Here is a 16566-nt window from a genome sequence, read left to right as displayed (position 1 = left end):
TAACGACTAAAATTCGCCCTAGGCGCAGTAGGCGAGGAGTATGGGATGAAGGCTTTTATTCTAGCTGCCGGTATTCTTGCGGCGGGTGTAGGGACCGCTTATGCCGACTGTCGTTCGGAAATCGAGAAAACGAAGAGCGATTGGGCAGCTCTACGACTTGAGCCTGGAAGCAAGCCAAGCTCGCTCTCCAAGGGCGTCGGCCGCCATGAGCACATTCAGGCGGCTGTCACATCTATGCGCGTCCACCTGCACGAGGCCGACCGTCTCTGCGCAGAGGGCGAGGAGCACAAGGCTCTTCTCCACTTGAACGTAATTCGCGCCTTCCTCGAGTTGCCAGAGATTCAGCATCCCACGAGCCATCGTTATCTATATAGAGGGCGGAGGTAACCGAAGGTAACATATTTGAGACACGACGAGCGGGGTCCCATCGAAATTACGCGCTTCCGTCGCAGGCAGAGGGTTTCGTTGGGAAAGGCTCACCGTCAATCGCGCAAGGTCGTGAGACCGTCTGGAGAGACGACGCGATGGCGCGCGAACTCATCCGTTGTTCAGCGCTTCGGCGCCGGTAATGAGGTCGATGAGCTCGGTAGTGATCTCCGATTGGCGGGCCTGATTAGCCTCTTGGCGCAACTCCTCGAGCTTCTTCGACACATTGTCATAGGCGGATTCCATGGCGGCGAAGCGCGCGGCGTTCTCGCTTGCGATCGATTCAACCGCCGCCTCGGTCAGGAGCGCGAAGACATATTCCGCCATCAACTTTTCATGAAGGGGTATCGGCTGCAGGTTATGAAGTGGCGGCTGGCGTGGTTGTTTGGCCGAAAGCATGGCGAGATCGAGCGGCAGCAGCAAGCGCCGCTCGATCGTGGGCGAGCCGCCCTGACGGTAACGGTAGAACATCACCTCGACGCGGCCGACGCCGCCATGGGCAATCCCGTGATAGAGCGCGTCCATGAGCCGACGGATCGTTTCCGGCGCCCCGGCGCCTCGGCTCGCCATTGGATGCGTCCAGACAGGCGGCTGCAAGCGTTCGAGCGCCAGCGCCGCGCCCCGGCTGCCGATTACGAACAAGGCGTCACCCGGATCGAGATTTGCCTTGGCGTCCCCGATCAGACGTTCATTGAAGCCGCCAACGAAGCCATGTTCGGCAGTGCAAAGTACGAGCGCGCGCCTGCCCTCCGCAGCCTTCGCCGGCTCCGGCTCGGCCATGAGGAGCAGCGTGCTGGCGAGCCCAGCCGCGACCGCCTCCGTATAGCGACGAACCCCGGGGAGCGCGCGCTGCGCCTCCTGCAGGCGCAAGCCAGCAAGTGAGCGCATGGCGCCGACGATGTCGCGAAGCTCGCCCATGCCGCCGATATGCGACTGGATCTCGACAAGCCGCGTCATAGCGGATCGCCTGTTGCTCCGAGCGAACCGGCCAGCGCTTCAAGCGACGCTTTGAGGCGTGTGCGGAGTTCGTCCCGCAGCGCCTCTGTTCGATCGTCAAGCGCGGCGATCTCGGGGCAACGTTCCATCAACCAACGTCCAAGCTTCGCTCGGAACACTGCCACTCGATCGAGCGACACGCCATCGAGCACGCCTTCGCTCAGCGCCAACAGTAACGCCACCTGCTCGCCGAGCGGCAGCGGCGCAAATTGTTGTTGGCTGAGTACGGCGCGGATGCGCCTGCCGTGCTCGATTACTTTGCGCGTGCGTTCATCGAGCATGCCGCCGAAACGGGTGAACATTTCGAGTTCGAGAAATTGGGCGTATTCCAGCCGCAAACTCTCGGAAAGCGTTTTGAGTGTCGCGGCCTGCGTTTTGCCGCCAACGCGCGATACGCTCTTGCCGACGTCGACCGCTGGCTTTTGATCTTCGTGAAAGAGGCGCGGGTCGAGATAGATTTGGCCGTCGGTTATCGAAATCAGATTGGTCGGAATATAGGCGCTTATGTTGCCGGCCTGAGTCTCGGCTATCGGCAGCGCCGTCAGCGATCCGCCGCCGAGCTCGGGCGCAAGTTTCGCGGCTCGCTCGAGCAAGCGCGAATGGATGTAGAAAATGTCTCCCGGATAGGCCTCGCGTCCTGGCGGCCGGCGCAGCAGCAGAGAGACCTGACGATAGACCGCCGCATGTTTGGTGAGATCGTCGATCACCAACAGCACGTCGCGGCCGCGCGACATGAAATATTCGGCCATGGCGCAGGCCGCATAGGGGGTCAACCATTGCAGGCCCGGCGCCGCGTCGGCTGCTCCGATAACGAAAAGACAATGTTCCGGCGCGCCGTACCGGCGCACCGATTCGATCACCTGCGCGACCGACGAGGCCTTTTGGCCGACCGCGGCGTAAACGCATATCACGTCGCTGGAACGCTGATTGATGATCGTGTCGACGGCGATGGCGGTCTTCCCCGTCGCTCGGTCGCCGATAATCAGTTCGCGCTGCCCGCGACCGAGCGGGATCATCGCGTCCACCCCCAGAAGCCCCGTCGCCAGCGGTCGCGTGACGAGCGCGCGATCGACGATCGCAGGCGCGGGCTGGTCCATCGGCGCGAAGGCATCGGCTGCGACCGGACCGCCGCCGTCCAGTGGCGCGCCGAGCGCGTCGACGACGCGGCCGAGCAGCGCTTCGCCGACGGGGACGCGCGCCACCTCGCCCGTCCCGCGCACGACGCTTCCAGCGGAAATTCCGCTGGCGTCGCCCAGCAGCATGCATCCGATCATGTGCTCGCCGAGATCGACCGCTAGGCCGCGAACGCCGCCTTCGAACACGAGCAGCTCGTCGAGCCTCGCTTCGGGTAGTCCAGAGACCATCGCCACACCATCGCCGACTTGCGCGACCCGACCAATCCATTCGATTTGCGGTTCGAGCGCTAATTCGCCGATGGAGCCACGGGCTCGATCAATCGAATTGCGCAGATCTTCAGCAAGCGTCGCCATTAAGCCCTGATCTCCGACCGCGCGGTCGCGAGCGCGCTCCGCCACGAAAAGCTCAAATTGGCGTTCGGCAAGCGCAGCTCCGCCCCAGCAACGAGGTTGGGGTCGACGATGAAGGTGATATCCACCGCATCGCCGAACCGTCGACGGAGACGGGCGCGCCACGTTTCGGCCGTTTCCGACTCGAGCGCCGAAGCCGTGGCCACGGTGAGGCCCGCGCTATCCCCGAACTGACGAACGAGGCCTTCCATCTCGGCTTTCGAAAGCCCTTCGAGATATTCGTCGATCTGTTCGAGCCATGCCTCCGACTGCAACTTCGTCGGCGCATCGGCGAGGAGCCGAAGCGCGATATCGGCGCCGAGATCGAGCGCCAAGTTTCGCGCCTCGGCGAGGGCCGTGGCTCGCTCCGTGGCGAGCGTCTTGCGCGCCGCATCTAGGAGCGTGGCGACTTCGACTTCGGCCTGAGCGCGCCGCGCTTGCGCCTCCTCCTCCGCTTGCGCCGCGGCAGTCCGGAGCGTGGCCTCGCGCTCTTTGGCGATGTCCTTGAATTCGGCCTCGATGGAGGCGAGTTGGTCTTTCGCCTTGTCTTCGGCCGCGCGGGCCTCGGCGTATTGCTTTTCGATCTCTGCGTGGCGCGCATCAAGCATGCGTAGCACCGGTTCGTATAGGAAACGGCGCATGAGCCAGACGAGGATGCCGAAATTGACCGTCTGGAGCCCGAGCGTCCACCAATCGAATTGCATTGTCAGCCCGTATATGGGTTGGCGAATAGCAACAGAAGCGCCACCACCAAGCAATAGATCGCCATGGTTTCGATCATGGCGAGCCCAACAAAAAGCGTGCGCGAAATGGCGCCGGCCGCCTCTGGCTGACGGGCGATCGCGTCCATGGCGGCGGCTACCGAGCGTCCTTCTGCAATCGCCGGCCCGATGGAGCCAAAGGAGACGGCGATGACTGCGCCGATGATGCTGATCAGCTTCAAGTCCATGGAACCCCCTTAGCCCGCTTCGACAGTGCCGATGGCGGCGCCTATGAAAACGGTTGCAAGCACGGTGAAGATGTAAGCCTGGACGATACCGACTAGAATCTCAAGGGCCATGAGCGGAATCGGGACGAAGAGCCCGGAGAGCGCCACAACGAGAGCGATGACGAACTCGCCGCTCATGACATTGCCGAAGAGGCGGATCATGAGCGAAAAGGTCCGTGTCAGTTGCGACACGATGTTGAGCGGCAGCATGATCAGCCGCGGCTTGGCGAAACTGGCGAGGTAGCCGAGAAGACCCTGCGCGCGCACGCCGAAATAATGCACCGATGCGAACACAACGAGTGCCAGCGCCGCGGGAGTCTCGAGCTTACTGGTCGGCGCTTCGGTGCCCGGCAGCACGCCGGAGAGATTGGCCGCGACGAGAAAGGTGAAAAGCGTGCCGAGCAATGGCAGATAAGGCCGCGGGTCGGTACGGATGACTTCCTCGATCTGCTCCATGACGCCGGTCACGAGAACCTCGACAATTGTTCCCGATCGATCCCTCCGCTGTCGCAGTCGGCGCGTCATCAGCCAGGCGCAGATCGTCAAGGCGAGCATGATCGCCCAGGTGGTCACGACGGCCCGCGTGATAGTGGCGGGACCGATCCGGAACAACACGGCGCTCGCCAGGGGCGAAGGCCGCTCCAAGCGGTCCGGGGGCGCTTTCGCTGCAGGCGCAGCCGGGGCCGCCGGAGCCGCAGGGGGCGGAGCAGGGGCGTTCTCCGCGATGGCCCTGTTCACTTCATCGAGCGCTTCTCGCGCCGAGGCGAGCTGGGGGTCGAGTTTCAACGCCGCTTCGAGATCTTGTCTCGCGCGATCGAGATCCTGTTTACTTTGAAAAACCTTGGCCCGATCAAGGAAAGCGACGGCGAACTTGGGATCAAGGGTTATGGCCTCGCTGAAATCGGCAAGCGCCTTGTCGAGATCGCCCTTGGCGGAAAAGGTCAGGCCGCGACCGTCGTAGGCGCTCGCTAGCCCGGGATCGCGTTTGATCGCCTGGTCGTAATCCGCGATCGCGTGATCGAGATCGCCCTTGGCGAGATACGCTCTGGCGCGGCCGCTGTATGCCGTCGTCAAATTCTTGTCGAGCTGCAGCGCTCTGGCGTAATCTGCAATGGCAGGGTCGAGATCGCCTTTCGCGAGATGGATCGACGCGCGCTCCGCAAAGATGAAAGCCGACTTCGGGTCGAGTTGCGCCGCCTTGTCGAGATCGGCGATGGCGCGCGCGAAGTCGCCTTTCGCTCGATAAGCGCCGCTCCGATTGACATAGGCGATGATCTGATTGCGCTTCGCTTCTCGATTCCCGCGAGCGATGATTTCGGCGCAGCCGGCGATCCGCGCATCGGTGTCGGCGCCGCGACATCTGGTCCAAGGGCCGCTCGCGGCCAACGTTGTCGCGCCCGTCGCGACGCACAGGGACGCCGCGAGCGCCAGGCGAACGAAAGGCGATTTCACGGATTTGACGAGAGAGGAAATGATCGAACGGCGCGCCATGCGTATGACCCAGCTCCTAACGGCGTCGTATATTGGCGTGTCGCGCCGCTCGCCGACTCGACCGCGTAACCCGCTTTCACCCTCAACGCTTGGCGGTTCATCACTTCCTCCATGGTCGGCGCACACAAGGCCGATGCGCTGGCGTCACTCGTCCTACTTCGCCGAATGCAGGGCGACCCCACGCGCCGCGAGGAAACCAAGAAACATGCTCAACAGTGGAATCGCGCCGAGCTGCGCGGAAAGCCCCAAGAGGATTATCGCCGCCCCGTAGCGACCTAATGTGAAGGCCAAGAGAAACATCCAACGGTTCCCCGCGGCTATCCCCACTGCGGTTCGACGCAAGGCGGCAAAATAGACGCGCCCAAAGACGAATCCGGCGCACGCCATCGCCAAAGCGAGCCCGGCGATCGAAGGGAAGGCGTCATGAGTCATTCGCGGTAAATTCTCTTCCAGGCAAGGGTGCAGCCGAGCGCCAGGCCGGCCACGAGCAGTCCCAAGGTCCAGAATATTCCCGAGGCGAACCGGTGGTCGAGCCAGCGCCCGGCGAAAACGCCGAGCAGAGTCGGCGCAACGATCGTCCAACCGAGCACGCCGATCATCGCCAAGTTCAGGCCAAGCGGCCGTTCACCCTCCTGCCGCCAGCGCGCGCGCCGTTCGCGCCGCCTCTTGACGGCTTCATGGAGGCGCTCGTGGTTTTCTGGCTGCTGGATCATTGGCCGAGACCATCGAACCGCGGAGCGCTTGTCCCGCCGGGAGAGCCCGGAACACGTTCGGATTTGAGAAAGTGGCAAATCTGCCGTATCGCCGCAAGATGGAGCCGCTCGCTGTCCGTCCGTGCAGCCCGCTCTTCCTCGATTCCCCGGCGGAAAGCAACGAGCACCTCGGTTTCGAGGCGGTGCAGGTCGTCTCCAAAAACCGCCTCCCGCGTTGCGAGGACGACGGCGTCGCCGCCACGCGCTTCAAGCATTCCGCCATATACGGCGACGTGATGCTCGGCTCCGTGCTGATCACGCCATGTCACCACGGAGACCGCGAGCGCAGTCAGAAAGTCAGCATGCCCGGGCAGGAGCCCGAATGCTCCCGTTTCATCTTCGGCTCGCAGATGCAAAACGTTGTCGGCTTCCAAGACGATCGCGAGCGGCGTGGCGACGGTGAGCTTCATGAAGCCGCTCCCGTTGTCTGGGCTTCTTTGCGCCGGGCCTCATCCAAGTCGCCTACCATATAGAGAGAGCTCTCGGCCCAATCATCGGTCTCGCCGTTCAGAATGGCGCGGCAACCGGCAAGCGTCGCCTCGAGTTCCACCGAGCGGCCGGACTTACCGGTGAAGGCGACAGTCACCATGAAGGGTTGGGTCAAAAATCGCATCAGGCGACGCGCGCGCTTGACCGTATCCCGGTCTGCGGCGCTCAACTCCTCGATGCCGAGCAGTGCGATAATCTCCCGGAGCTCACGGTAATGGGCGATCGCTTTGCGAACGTCCTGGGCAATCCGGTAATGAGTTTCTCCGACGAGGCGAGGATCGAGAAGGCTCGATGTCGAGGCGAGCGGGTCGACTGCCGGATACATGCCTTCGCTCGCCATGTCGCGCGACAGCACGATCGATGAGTCAAGGTGACTGAAAATCTCCGCCACCGCCGGATCCGTGAAGTCGTCCGCTGGCACATAGACCGCTTGAATCGATGTTATGGCCGCGCCCGCGACGGAAGCGATGCGTTCCTCGAGTTCGGCGATCTCGCTGGCGAGCGTCGGTTGGTAGCCGACGCGCGAAGGCAATCGGCCGAGTAGACCCGATACCTCGCTGCCGGCCTGAACCAGGCGGTAGACGTTATCAATGAGCAACAGCACATTCTCGCGAGCCGTGTCTCGAAAATATTCGGCCATGGTGAGCGCCGTCAGCCCCGCCCGCCAGCGGGCGCCGGGCGGCTCATTCATCTGTCCGAATACGAGCGCGGTGCGCTCGAGCACGCCGGACTGCCGGAGTTCGAGCAAAAGCTCATGTCCCTCGCGGGAGCGTTCGCCGATCCCGGCGAAGACCGAAATTCCAGCGTGTCGCTCAACGGTCGTGCGGATCAATTCCATGATGAGCACGGTCTTGCCAACGCCGGCGCCGCCGAACATGGCCGCCTTGCCGCCCTTCACGAGCGGCGCGAGGAGGTCGATGACCTTAATGCCGGTTGCGAACGACTCGAGAGTTCCCACAAGCTTGTGGATTTCAGGCGCCGCCGCGTGAATCGGACGGCGCTCTATGTCGGCAGGAAGCGCCGGCCCTCGGTCTGCGGGGTCGCCGATCGAATTGAGCAGCCGCCCCAATACGGCTTCTCCCACGGGCACGCTGATCGCGACCCCCATGGCGCGCGCGGGGACGCCGCGGTTCAGGCCGGCCGTGTTCGAGAGCGCAACGGCGCGCACTGTATGGGCGTCGAGATGTTTCTGCACCTCGGCGATAATTGGGTCTCCACGATCCCATTCGATCGCCACGGCTTCGTTGATCGCCGGCAAGGCGCCGGACGCGAACCGCACGTCGATCACCGAGCCGTGAACAGCTGTGACCCGTCCGAGAAGAGCTCCGCGCCTGTCCTCTTGTTCCACGATCATCACCGCCGCCGAAGCGCTCGATTGGCCGATCGCCTGAGCTGGTACAGAATGCTTTTATAAATGATTCGGTTCAAGCGATTGACTGAGACAATCGAAGGAAGCAGTTCTTGACAAGGGGTCAAGCAGGGCTTTGGCGAGCAAATTGCAACCTCGAGCGAGGGGGTCCTCAGTTGATTGTCGAAATCGTAACGCAAGCGGACAGCCGGTTGTGGCCGCAGCGATCAGTTTGATGAATTGTATTTGCGGCCGACTGCGCCGTCGTGACGCTGCGATCGGCGCCGGGCAAGCGTCAGAGGAGTGCGTGGCTTCGGGATCCTGTGGATGAAATTGTATCGCGCGACCTGATAGCTTGGATCGAAGCCGTAGAAGTTGAGCCGCATGCGAGCAAGCTCTTCAGCGCGATAGGCCGCGAGCGGCTTTCCGCTTCTTCGGCTTCGCACCGCCGGCGCTTGTCGGCAAACCGCGCGTCGAATCCCTTATCCCTCGAGAGCGCGTGGGCGAGCGACGCGATCGCGGCCGGATCCGCGCGCGCCGAAGACAGCAGGATGCGAGCGATCAGCAATGCGAGCGATCAGCCGAGTCGGCGGGCGTCCACGACGCGCAGCGGCAGTCGCGCCTGCGTGATCCGGCGCGCGTCCCTCTCCACTCTCGAATGAACTCAAATAAGTTGCGTGAATCTTGCGCTCTAGCCGTTCAGGAAATTCAGGCCCGCAGCTTCGCCGAGCGCGAAGCCATCGCAGGGTAGCGCGCCTACACTGAGACCATGCGCTCGCCGAACGATGCCGTGAAGGCGAATATCGCCGCCGAAAACGAGCGCGAGAGAGACCGCGGCCGAAGGATAACGGCCAATGACGTCGCGCGCGCGAGGGCGGGCCGGTGCCTATGACCGGGCGGCGATCATGCGCGATGCGCACAGACAACGCTAAAAGGTCGGGGCCCCCAGCCCCACACCGCCCTCGCCCTGTTCGCCAACATAGCCATAATAGGCTGGCGGGCGGCCATAGGCTGCGGCGCCCATGGTCCCGCCATAACCGCCATAGGCGTACGTCGCCGGCCGCGCGCAACCGTATCGCGCCCATCCGCGATGCCTATGCCAGTCCTTGGGCCAGCCGGAATGCCAGCCGTAGTTCCGGGCGCCCCGGTAATGTGCGTCCGCCATGCTAGGGAGACCGACCCCCGCGCAAGTCGCGATCGCGGTCGCCAGGGCCAGACTTTTGATGCGGTTCGAGGACATATGCTCTTCCTGCCAAACGAAATCCCGTCGCTCCGGGATCACCACCGCGGCGTTGAGATCGCACCGAGATTGCGGGGTAAATTGGATTGAACGGCGCTTTGTCAAGCGCGGCAGCAGGAGGTCTTGAGCCCCGCGTGCGCCTGCGGCGGGCGGACTAGCTTCTAGGTGCGCAGAAGAGACCGTCGGGCTCAACACCGGGGCCATGGGCACTAAACTTGTGGCGCAAGATTGCGGCTGGTCGATCAGGTCGGTAAGGCGGATGTAGCTCAGCCCATGAGAGTTGTTGTTTAAAGCGTCTGCGTCCACGAGACCGCGAGGAGGTCTGTGGCATCCTCGTCGCCGACCGAGAGGGCGACCGCACACACACCGAGGTCCAGGCTTGGCTCAAGGATCTCGGGCGGGAGCTTGATCACGAGGTTTGGGTAGCCGCCAACGATCGCGGCCCACAACGGAGGACAGCTGGGCGCGGAATGCTTGGACTCGCTTCCTGTTTCAATAGAAAACGCCCCGAGCGTGGACTCGATCCGTCTCATTGACATCCAGTGGATCGATAGGGACCGCACTCGCGTGATGGCGGCGTTCGAAGTAGGGCATATAACGTCAATCTACTCCGGCATCGTCTGCATGCTCGATCTTGCTTTGAGCAGCGATCTGCATGCGGCAGACGGGCTCTTTCTCGTTGCGCCCGATGCGCGTGAAGGAGAGGTTCGTGCGCAGCTCCGGCGGCCTGCGTCAGTCGCGTCGCCGATTTGCAGGTGCGCTACTTACCATATGACGATCTGGAAAAGCACCGCGACGCTATCGCTTGCTTCGGAACGGGAATTAAGGGCATCCAGGCCATTTCACGAGCACTGTCACACTAAAGGTTAAGGGTTCGGTTACGCTCGCGTCTCGACCGTGGGGCAGACCCTCGAAGGGTAGCTCGAACAGCTGAGGACCGCCGGCTTCGCGATAATCCATCGGGAAGGTTCGGGCGCGAAGGCGGACTGCAAGGATTTGGGGAGGCTTCTCAAGTTCCGTGCTTCCGGCGACGCTATGCGATAACCAGGATCGAGTGCCTCGCCGGCCGACTTTCGAGTCGTTCGCGATCGTCAAACGCATCGTGGGCGTGGGCGGACAGTTCCGGGAGCTTTGCCGAACCATGGCCGGACACCTCCATAAGCACGGACGGCTGATGGTCGGCGTGATAGACGGCCTGGCCGATGTGGGCGCCTGACTTGATCCGCACATGTACCAGCGAAGGGCGGGCTGGGCAAGGGAGCGCGGCCAGCACGTGGGCGAGACCGGCGAAGATGACCCTCGCGCAGAAACAGGAGGCCGGCCGACGGCGAGCAGACGGGGAATCCGTGGCCGATCTTGCCCGCTTCTGGCGGTAGTAGCGCCGACGCCATCTACAAGGCCGCCGCGAATGGCTGAGGCCATGCGGTGGCGAACAAGCGCAACACCGGCCTGACCGAGTTCGTGCGCCGCGAGGCCTTCGAGTCGACCGAAGCCGAAGTGCTCAGCCGGCCCGACCCCGCAGCAGTCAGGCTTCTCGGCCGGCTCGCTTTCGAGAAGGATTATCTGGGAAAGGGGACGCCGCATCCCAGCGCACCCGATGAAACGCGAGAACAGAGAACAATTTGTCCGATTCTGGGCTCTCTCACGAACTCACGCACCTTATTCGCCAGAGGGCAAGGTCGCGTCGGAGACGAAGGTCATTGGGTGCACTGATGATCGCCACGTATTCGGAAGCTCATCGACGACTGAATCACCTTCTTGGATTCTTCTTCGTTAGCTGCGCGGTAGAGATTCTCCTTGGCGTCATCCATCGCAATTGGTGGCTTGCAGCTGTTTGGTTGGTGGCGGGATCCATAGGCGGTGTAATTAGAGTCGCGGTGAGCCAGTGCGCCGTCACTCCCAGCACCCCCGAAAACAATGAATTTGCCAATGAGCTTGCCGACCAGCGTGCGTTCACCGGCAAATTTCTGAAGTTCACCAGTCTACTCGCGGCGACTGTGCTGGCAGCTGGGTTCGCACTTGGGAATCCGTGGTGGGGCAACCTGCTCGCCGCCGTTATTACATGGTTCGCAAGCATGTTCGGTATAGCGCTCCTATGCGCCCCTCGAAAAAATGGAGAGAGGGACGTAGTCGAATAGCAATCTTTGCAGCTGACCGAAAATATTGATTGATTTCAGTCAGTTGTTATTCCTTTGCATTTACGAGATTTGAGGGGATCACGATGGCCTGGACAAAAATCACCGGCGGAAAGATCAGCGTGACGGACTGCGTTACACAAGTCCCCAGTGAGTCAGGAATCATAGTCTTTGATGTAAGAGTCTTCTCTGATTGGGGTCGTCAGAGTCAAGCTGCTCCTGTTCTTACATCCGCGATCGGTGGCTTTTCGTTCCCGTAGGTTACTCGCTTCTCTTCGCGGTCGGCGCGAAGGCCGCCGCATGATGGGGTCAGAAGAGCAAAACGTCTCAATCTGTTTTACGACCTTGCCGGCTTACGCCGGCAGGCTCAGGACTCTAAACGAGATCGCTTTGCCCATCGTCCCCACGGGAACGACGCCTTCCGCTCGCGCGGATTCGAATTCCAGCTGGTTCACTCTCTTTTATGCGGTTGCGGCGATCATCCTTGAGGCGCCAGCGGCAGAGGCCTTTTCACACCCGAACCGGAACTCAGCGCCGTCGATCCACATCCGATGGAGGATGGTCGCAAGCTTGCGGGCGACCGCGACCCGGGCTCTCGCCATGCCGCGACGCTTGGCGACCGCCATGCCCCAGGCGCGCAAGCTCGACCATTTCTTGCTGCTTACCAGAAGCGAATGCGCCGCCTCATAAAGAGCCGTGCGCGCCAGTTCGTCGCCGCATCGGCTGACACGCCCTTGGACGTCAGTTTCGCCAGATTGATAGCGTCGCGGAGTTAGCCCTAGGTGAGCGCCGACATCCCGGGATTTTCCGAACCGTTCCGGCTGATCGATCGTCGCTCGGAAAGCCAGAGCCGTCAGGGGACCAACGCCCGGAGCGCTCATCAAGCGCCGGCAGATGGGCTCATCCCGCACGACGTCGAGAATCAGTTTGGTCAGTCTCGCGAACTCGCGCAGCATCACGCCGAGAATTTCGAGCAGAGGGTCGATCATGCGCGCCAGAGCATCATCGCCCCCGATCAGCTCTCGGGCGCGGACGATAAAGTCCTTACGCGCCGGCGTTCCAAGTTTGAGGCCGGTTTCGCGCAAGATCGCCCGAACCACGTTCTCAATCGACCGCATCTCGTTGAGAACAGTTCGGCGCGCGATCAGCGGCGAACACCAGGAACGACATGTCGATGTCTTTACGTGTACCGCACGGAACCATCCGGTCCGCATGATTTGCGCGATAGCGCGCGCATCGTTGCGGTCGGTCTTGTTCGGCATGGCGCCCATGGCCGCCTTAGCTCGTCGCGACTCGATGCAGATCGCTGGCCACCCGGCGGCTTTCAACTCGCCATGCAGCCACGCCGTCAATGAACAAGCCTCCAACCTAAACGCTCAAGCGGCAGGCCGAGGGTCGAGAAAAGAGCGTCGAGCGCTTCCGGTTCGCTGGCGGCGCGCGCCTCCTTGAGGATTTGTCCAGTCTCTTCGACCACGCAAATCGCCGTCTCTTCCAATGACACGTCCAGTCCGGCAAAATACTTCATGGCTGCCCCTTCCTGATGCTCGTGGCGATTCGACACCGACCACGTTCTCACATCTCGATAGGAGCAGCCGCCTTCAACATCCCTCGGCCGAGACCCCAATCACCCCATCTGACTGACTCGAAATGATCCTGTTTGCTGTCAAGTCCTTGCGATGCGCCGCGTGAGCGTGCGGATGTTGGCGACGAACACCCAAGCGACGGCGCTGGCGATTGTGGCTTCGAAGTCCTTGGCGAGGCGGCGGCAGCGTCCAAGCCAAGCGAAGGTCCTCTCGACGAACCGCTGTACATTGTTGCCAAGCGGGTCGGGTTTTGGCGGGTGCGGTTGGCCTGACCGGCGCATTTGGCGGTGGTACTCGGAATATGATCTCGATTCCATCGTTGCCCACTTCAATGCGCTTGACGAGGGCGCGGATAATGTCGCGCTGCCCGGCACGGTCGAGCTTGTCGAGCCCGTCAGACACCTTCGCGGCAAAGTCCTCCAAGCGACTGATGACGAGGCAGAGATCTCGCTCACTCTCCGCGGCTCGGAAAGCCGCTTCATGGCGCTCCTCGAGCTGCGACAAGCGCTGCTTCATACCCGTAATCCTTGGCTCAAATTCGCATTTGTCGACAAACCCCTCGGCGTAGCTGTCGATCAGGCGGTTTATGCCGCGCCGCAAGGCAGTCATCTGCTTATCCAAGCGGGCGACCTGTTCTTGCTCGGCGGCGCCGTCAGCAGCTTGGGCGAGTCGGCGTCGATATTCATCGGCGACGCGCTCCGGTTCCTGCAAGACAGTTTTGACTCGATCCCAAACGACTTGCTCCAGTTGATCGGCGCGCACGGGCAGATTGCAGCATAAGGCGTTGCCTTCAAACCTATAGCCGTCGGCTCCAGTGCAACGGTAATAGCGCAAGACGTTCGTCCTGTCGTAGCCGCGCGTGCGCGGAGCGATTTTTCCGTAATAGGCGTAACCGCAATGTCGACAAACCGTCAGACCTTGCAGCAGCCAGACGTAGCCGCTTTCGCGATCGCGCTTACGCTTCTTGTTTTCGCAAAGCTGGGCGTGAGCCGCCTCAAAAGTTGCCTTGTCGACGATTGGCGCGACAGGGATATCAATCCACTCTTCAGTAGGCGCGGCAACGCGAGAGACCGGGTGGGGCGAGGGCTTTGTGCGGCCTCGCAGAGGTCGCAGCTGAGGCCGCGGCGGCAAATAGTGGAAACGCCCGAAGGCCGCGCGCCCAATGTAGGCAGGATTGTCCAGCATGCCGCGAATGGTCGATGCGTACCAATGCGTTGATCCCCGTCGGGTCTGACAACCCATTTTCTGCAAGCGCCGACAAACTTCGCGCAGGCTCAGGCGATCGAGGCCGATCCACGCGAAAATGAACCGAACGATACGCGCTTCTTCCTCGACCACTTCGAAGCGTGCTACGCCGCCGCCGTCGCTGCGGTTGACGTAGCGATATCCAAAAGGCGCCCCAGTAAGTGCGCTGACAGAACCGGAGCGCGCAGCGTGGCGACGACCGCGACGACCGCGCTCCAAAATCTTGGCGCGTTCATATTCGGCAATCACGCCCTGAACCTGGAGCAAGAGATCATCCTCCGGCGTATCCCCGATCGGCCGGTTCAAAAACACGATGTCCACGCCGGCGCGCCGAAGCTCGTCGATGAGCAGCGCTTGATGGGCGTAGCGCCGAGCCAGGCGATCAGGGGCATGGACATACAAGCGCTCGACCTGGCCGCCAGCGGCCGCATCACGAAGTCGCTCGAGCGCCGGGCGTATAAGGATAGAGCCGCTGAAGCCTTCGTCGACATAACAATCATCTGGTTCGAGCATAACGCTATCGGCTGCGACACGCTCGCGCAATGAGGCCAATTGACTGGCGATGGTGTTCTCACGCGCCTGAGCTTCGCTGGAAACACGCGCGTAAATTGCGGTCCGTCCTGCGATCATGGCCTACCCCCGGACCCCATCGCCGTCTTCAGAGTCTTCGATGGTGGCGCGTCCTCCCGCGTCAAACGCAAGCTGCGGCGCGAGGTCGGCGCGAGACGAGCGTAAACCTCGATCAGATGTTGTTGGCTGAACCTCGTCGTCTCGAACGATACGCGCACTTTTAACCGAGGACGATCCGTGCGCCGGACCATGCGCGCCTCCATCGGCTTCCGGCGTGGCGACACGCCGCCGAACGCGCATCAAACTCCCGTTTGGCTCGGATTCGTCTGCGACAAATCGACTCGCTCTGGCTGACTCCTCTGGCGCTAACCGACAGGGACGCGCACGCCCAAATGCCCGCGCGATGGATGACGACCACTCGAAGGCGTAAATGTTGGCAATATTGTACGGCGGTTCACGACCCATCGGCGCGGTAGAACCTCAAAGCCTTTGGTGGCGTCCGAACGCTTGATGATTTCCAGCATCCACGATCCTTTGCCCTTGAGCGCGGCGCGTAGCTTGTCGCCGGCATAGCCGCCGTCGGCGAAGACATGACGCAACCAAGGATAAAGCGCGCGGATCGAAGAGAGAACGCGCGGCGCGCCGTCGCGGTCCTGGATGTCGGCTTCATGCACCACGAGACCAACGAGGTTTCCTTGCGTGTCGGTGACGATATGGCGCTTGCGTCCCTTGATCTTTTTGCCCGCGTCGAACCCGTGAGGCCCGCCGCTTTCCGTGGTCTTTGCCGACTGGCTGTCGATGACGCCGGCGGTCGGGCTCGCCTCGCGTCCCTCTTTCTCGCGCGCCGCCATGACCAAGGCGTGATTGATGCTCGCAAACACGCCCGCGCGCGACCACGCGTAGAAATAGCCCTGCACGGTCGAGTAAGGCGGAAACTCTTTCGGCAATTGCCGCCACTGGCAGCCCGTAGAGGCCATATAGAGGATCGCGTTCACGACGGATCGCAAGTTGGTGTCGCGCGGACGGCCGAGCGGCGACGCCGGCGGCAAAAGCGGCTCGATCAGCGCCCATTCAGCGTCCATCAAATGACTTGCGTAACGCAGTCCGTCACGCCGATACTTGCGCCGGGTGATTTCAGTCCAGGCCATCGTGCTTCCCTCGAATCTCGCAAATCCGAAGGAATCACAACCTGCTGAAATCACTCAATAACATTTTCGGTCAGCCTCTGAGCAGGCGCAGAATACCTTTACAAATTACTCATCAGTCGTTAATTAAGGCGACATTTTCGTTGAGTATCATCTCGCACGATGATTCAATGAGTCATGAAGCGAGACGGACGTACCATCGATCACCAAACGTTGGAAACCATCCGGTTGATGGCGGTCGAGCGCGTGCGCGAAGGCGAGGCGCCATCTGCGGTCATCGCATCTTACGGGTTCAGCCGCACGACGATCTACAAATGGCTGGCGGCGATCTCGAAACCAGGGGTTGGGGTCCGTGCGCTTGCGTCGCGGCCGGCGCCCGGACGGCCGCGTAGTCTCACTGCGCGTCAGGAACAGCAGGTATTTCGCTGGATCAACGGCAATGATCCCCGTCAATATGGTCTGGATTTCGGGCTATGGACCCGAAGGGTGGTGGTTGACCTGATCGAGCGCAAATTCGGCATTCGGCTTGGTTTGACAGCGGTTGGGGAGTTGCTCGCCAAACTCAATCTGACGCCGCAAAAGCCACTGCAACGCGCGTATCAACGCGATCCCGAGGCAATCGAGAAGTGGCG

Annotated in this window: 14 protein-coding genes and 4 pseudogenes; 3 read left to right on the top strand and 15 right to left on the bottom strand. The window is 61.9% G+C overall.

Annotation, left to right across the window (positions count from 1 at the left end; all coding sequences use genetic code 11):
* Positions 1-537: 537 nt before the first annotated feature.
* The 11 genes from IYX23_RS01125 to IYX23_RS19895 form a co-directional block, all read right to left on the bottom strand.
* Positions 538-1383 (bottom strand): FoF1 ATP synthase subunit gamma, encoded by an 846-nt coding sequence (locus tag IYX23_RS01125; protein WP_196391686.1) that lies wholly within the window; start codon positions 1381-1383, stop codon positions 538-540.
* Positions 1380-2912 (bottom strand): F0F1 ATP synthase subunit alpha, encoded by a 1533-nt coding sequence (locus tag IYX23_RS01120; RefSeq protein WP_196391685.1) that lies wholly within the window; start codon positions 2910-2912, stop codon positions 1380-1382. Before IYX23_RS01120 ends, IYX23_RS01125 begins: the two co-directional genes overlap by 4 nt.
* Positions 2912-3652, bottom strand: a complete 741-nt coding sequence (locus IYX23_RS01115; protein ID WP_196391684.1) for a F0F1 ATP synthase subunit delta — start codon at positions 3650-3652, stop codon at positions 2912-2914. Before IYX23_RS01115 ends, IYX23_RS01120 begins: the two co-directional genes overlap by 1 nt.
* Positions 3653-3654: 2 nt before the next feature.
* Entirely contained in the window at positions 3655-3897 is a 243-nt protein-coding gene (locus tag IYX23_RS01110) for a F0F1 ATP synthase subunit C (protein WP_124740353.1), read from the bottom strand.
* Positions 3898-3906: 9 nt separating this feature from the next.
* Positions 3907-5427, bottom strand: coding sequence for a F0F1 ATP synthase subunit A (locus IYX23_RS20580; protein WP_348643609.1), 1521 nt, complete (start codon positions 5425-5427; stop codon positions 3907-3909).
* 153 nt (positions 5428-5580) lie between these two features.
* Positions 5581-5859 (bottom strand): ATP synthase subunit I, encoded by a 279-nt coding sequence (locus IYX23_RS01095; protein WP_124740355.1) that lies wholly within the window; start codon positions 5857-5859, stop codon positions 5581-5583.
* Positions 5856-6140: an AtpZ/AtpI family protein gene (locus IYX23_RS01090; RefSeq protein WP_196391683.1), complete on the bottom strand. Its 285-nt coding sequence runs from the start codon at positions 6138-6140 to the stop codon at positions 5856-5858. Before IYX23_RS01090 ends, IYX23_RS01095 begins: the two co-directional genes overlap by 4 nt.
* A complete protein-coding gene (locus tag IYX23_RS01085; protein ID WP_196391682.1) occupies positions 6137-6589 on the bottom strand; it encodes a F0F1 ATP synthase subunit epsilon in 453 nt (150 codons plus the stop codon). The genes IYX23_RS01090 and IYX23_RS01085 overlap by 4 nt, the downstream gene beginning before the upstream one ends.
* Positions 6586-8022 carry a F0F1 ATP synthase subunit beta gene (atpD, locus tag IYX23_RS01080; RefSeq protein WP_196391681.1) on the bottom strand — a complete coding sequence of 479 codons (1437 nt, stop codon included), beginning with the start codon at positions 8020-8022 and terminating at the stop codon, positions 6586-6588. The genes IYX23_RS01085 and atpD overlap by 4 nt, the downstream gene beginning before the upstream one ends.
* Positions 8023-8944: 922 nt before the next feature.
* Positions 8945-9256, bottom strand: a complete 312-nt coding sequence (locus IYX23_RS01075; RefSeq protein ID WP_124740359.1) for a hypothetical protein — start codon at positions 9254-9256, stop codon at positions 8945-8947.
* 287 nt (positions 9257-9543) lie between these two features.
* A complete protein-coding gene (locus IYX23_RS19895) occupies positions 9544-9789 on the bottom strand; it encodes a hypothetical protein (RefSeq protein WP_210332540.1) in 246 nt (81 codons plus the stop codon).
* Positions 9790-10681: 892 nt separating this feature from the next.
* On the opposite strand from IYX23_RS19895, the gene IYX23_RS01070 reads away from it, so the two are divergent.
* Both IYX23_RS01070 and IYX23_RS01065 read left to right on the top strand, forming a co-directional pair.
* Entirely contained in the window at positions 10682-10969 is a 288-nt protein-coding gene (locus IYX23_RS01070; RefSeq protein ID WP_124740360.1) for a hypothetical protein, read from the top strand.
* Positions 10969-11394: a hypothetical protein gene (locus IYX23_RS01065; protein WP_154453995.1), complete on the top strand. Its 426-nt coding sequence runs from the start codon at positions 10969-10971 to the stop codon at positions 11392-11394. Before IYX23_RS01070 ends, IYX23_RS01065 begins: the two co-directional genes overlap by 1 nt.
* A 458-nt stretch (positions 11395-11852) precedes the next feature.
* On the opposite strand, the pseudogene IYX23_RS01060 reads toward IYX23_RS01065, so the two are convergent.
* From IYX23_RS01060 to IYX23_RS01045, 4 pseudogenes are all read right to left on the bottom strand, one after another.
* Positions 11853-12916, bottom strand: a pseudogene (locus IYX23_RS01060) (IS110 family transposase).
* A 138-nt stretch (positions 12917-13054) separates the two neighbouring features.
* Positions 13055-13189, bottom strand: a pseudogene (locus IYX23_RS01055) (IS5/IS1182 family transposase); the annotation flags it as partial.
* 514 nt (positions 13190-13703) lie between these two features.
* Positions 13704-14849: pseudogene (locus IYX23_RS01050) on the bottom strand (recombinase family protein); the annotation flags it as partial.
* Between the two features lie 389 nt (positions 14850-15238).
* Positions 15239-15937: pseudogene (locus IYX23_RS01045) on the bottom strand (IS5 family transposase); the annotation flags it as partial.
* Between the two features lie 174 nt (positions 15938-16111).
* Here IYX23_RS01045 and IYX23_RS01040 point away from each other — a divergent pair.
* A partial coding sequence (locus IYX23_RS01040) for a winged helix-turn-helix domain-containing protein (RefSeq protein ID WP_196398814.1) occupies positions 16112-16566 on the top strand: 455 nt, incomplete at its 3' end.

It is taken from the genome of Methylocystis sp. L43 (assembly GCF_015709525.1).
Lineage (GTDB): Bacteria > Pseudomonadota > Alphaproteobacteria > Rhizobiales > Beijerinckiaceae > Methylocystis.
This window is presented reverse-complemented; position numbering and strand designations above follow the sequence as displayed.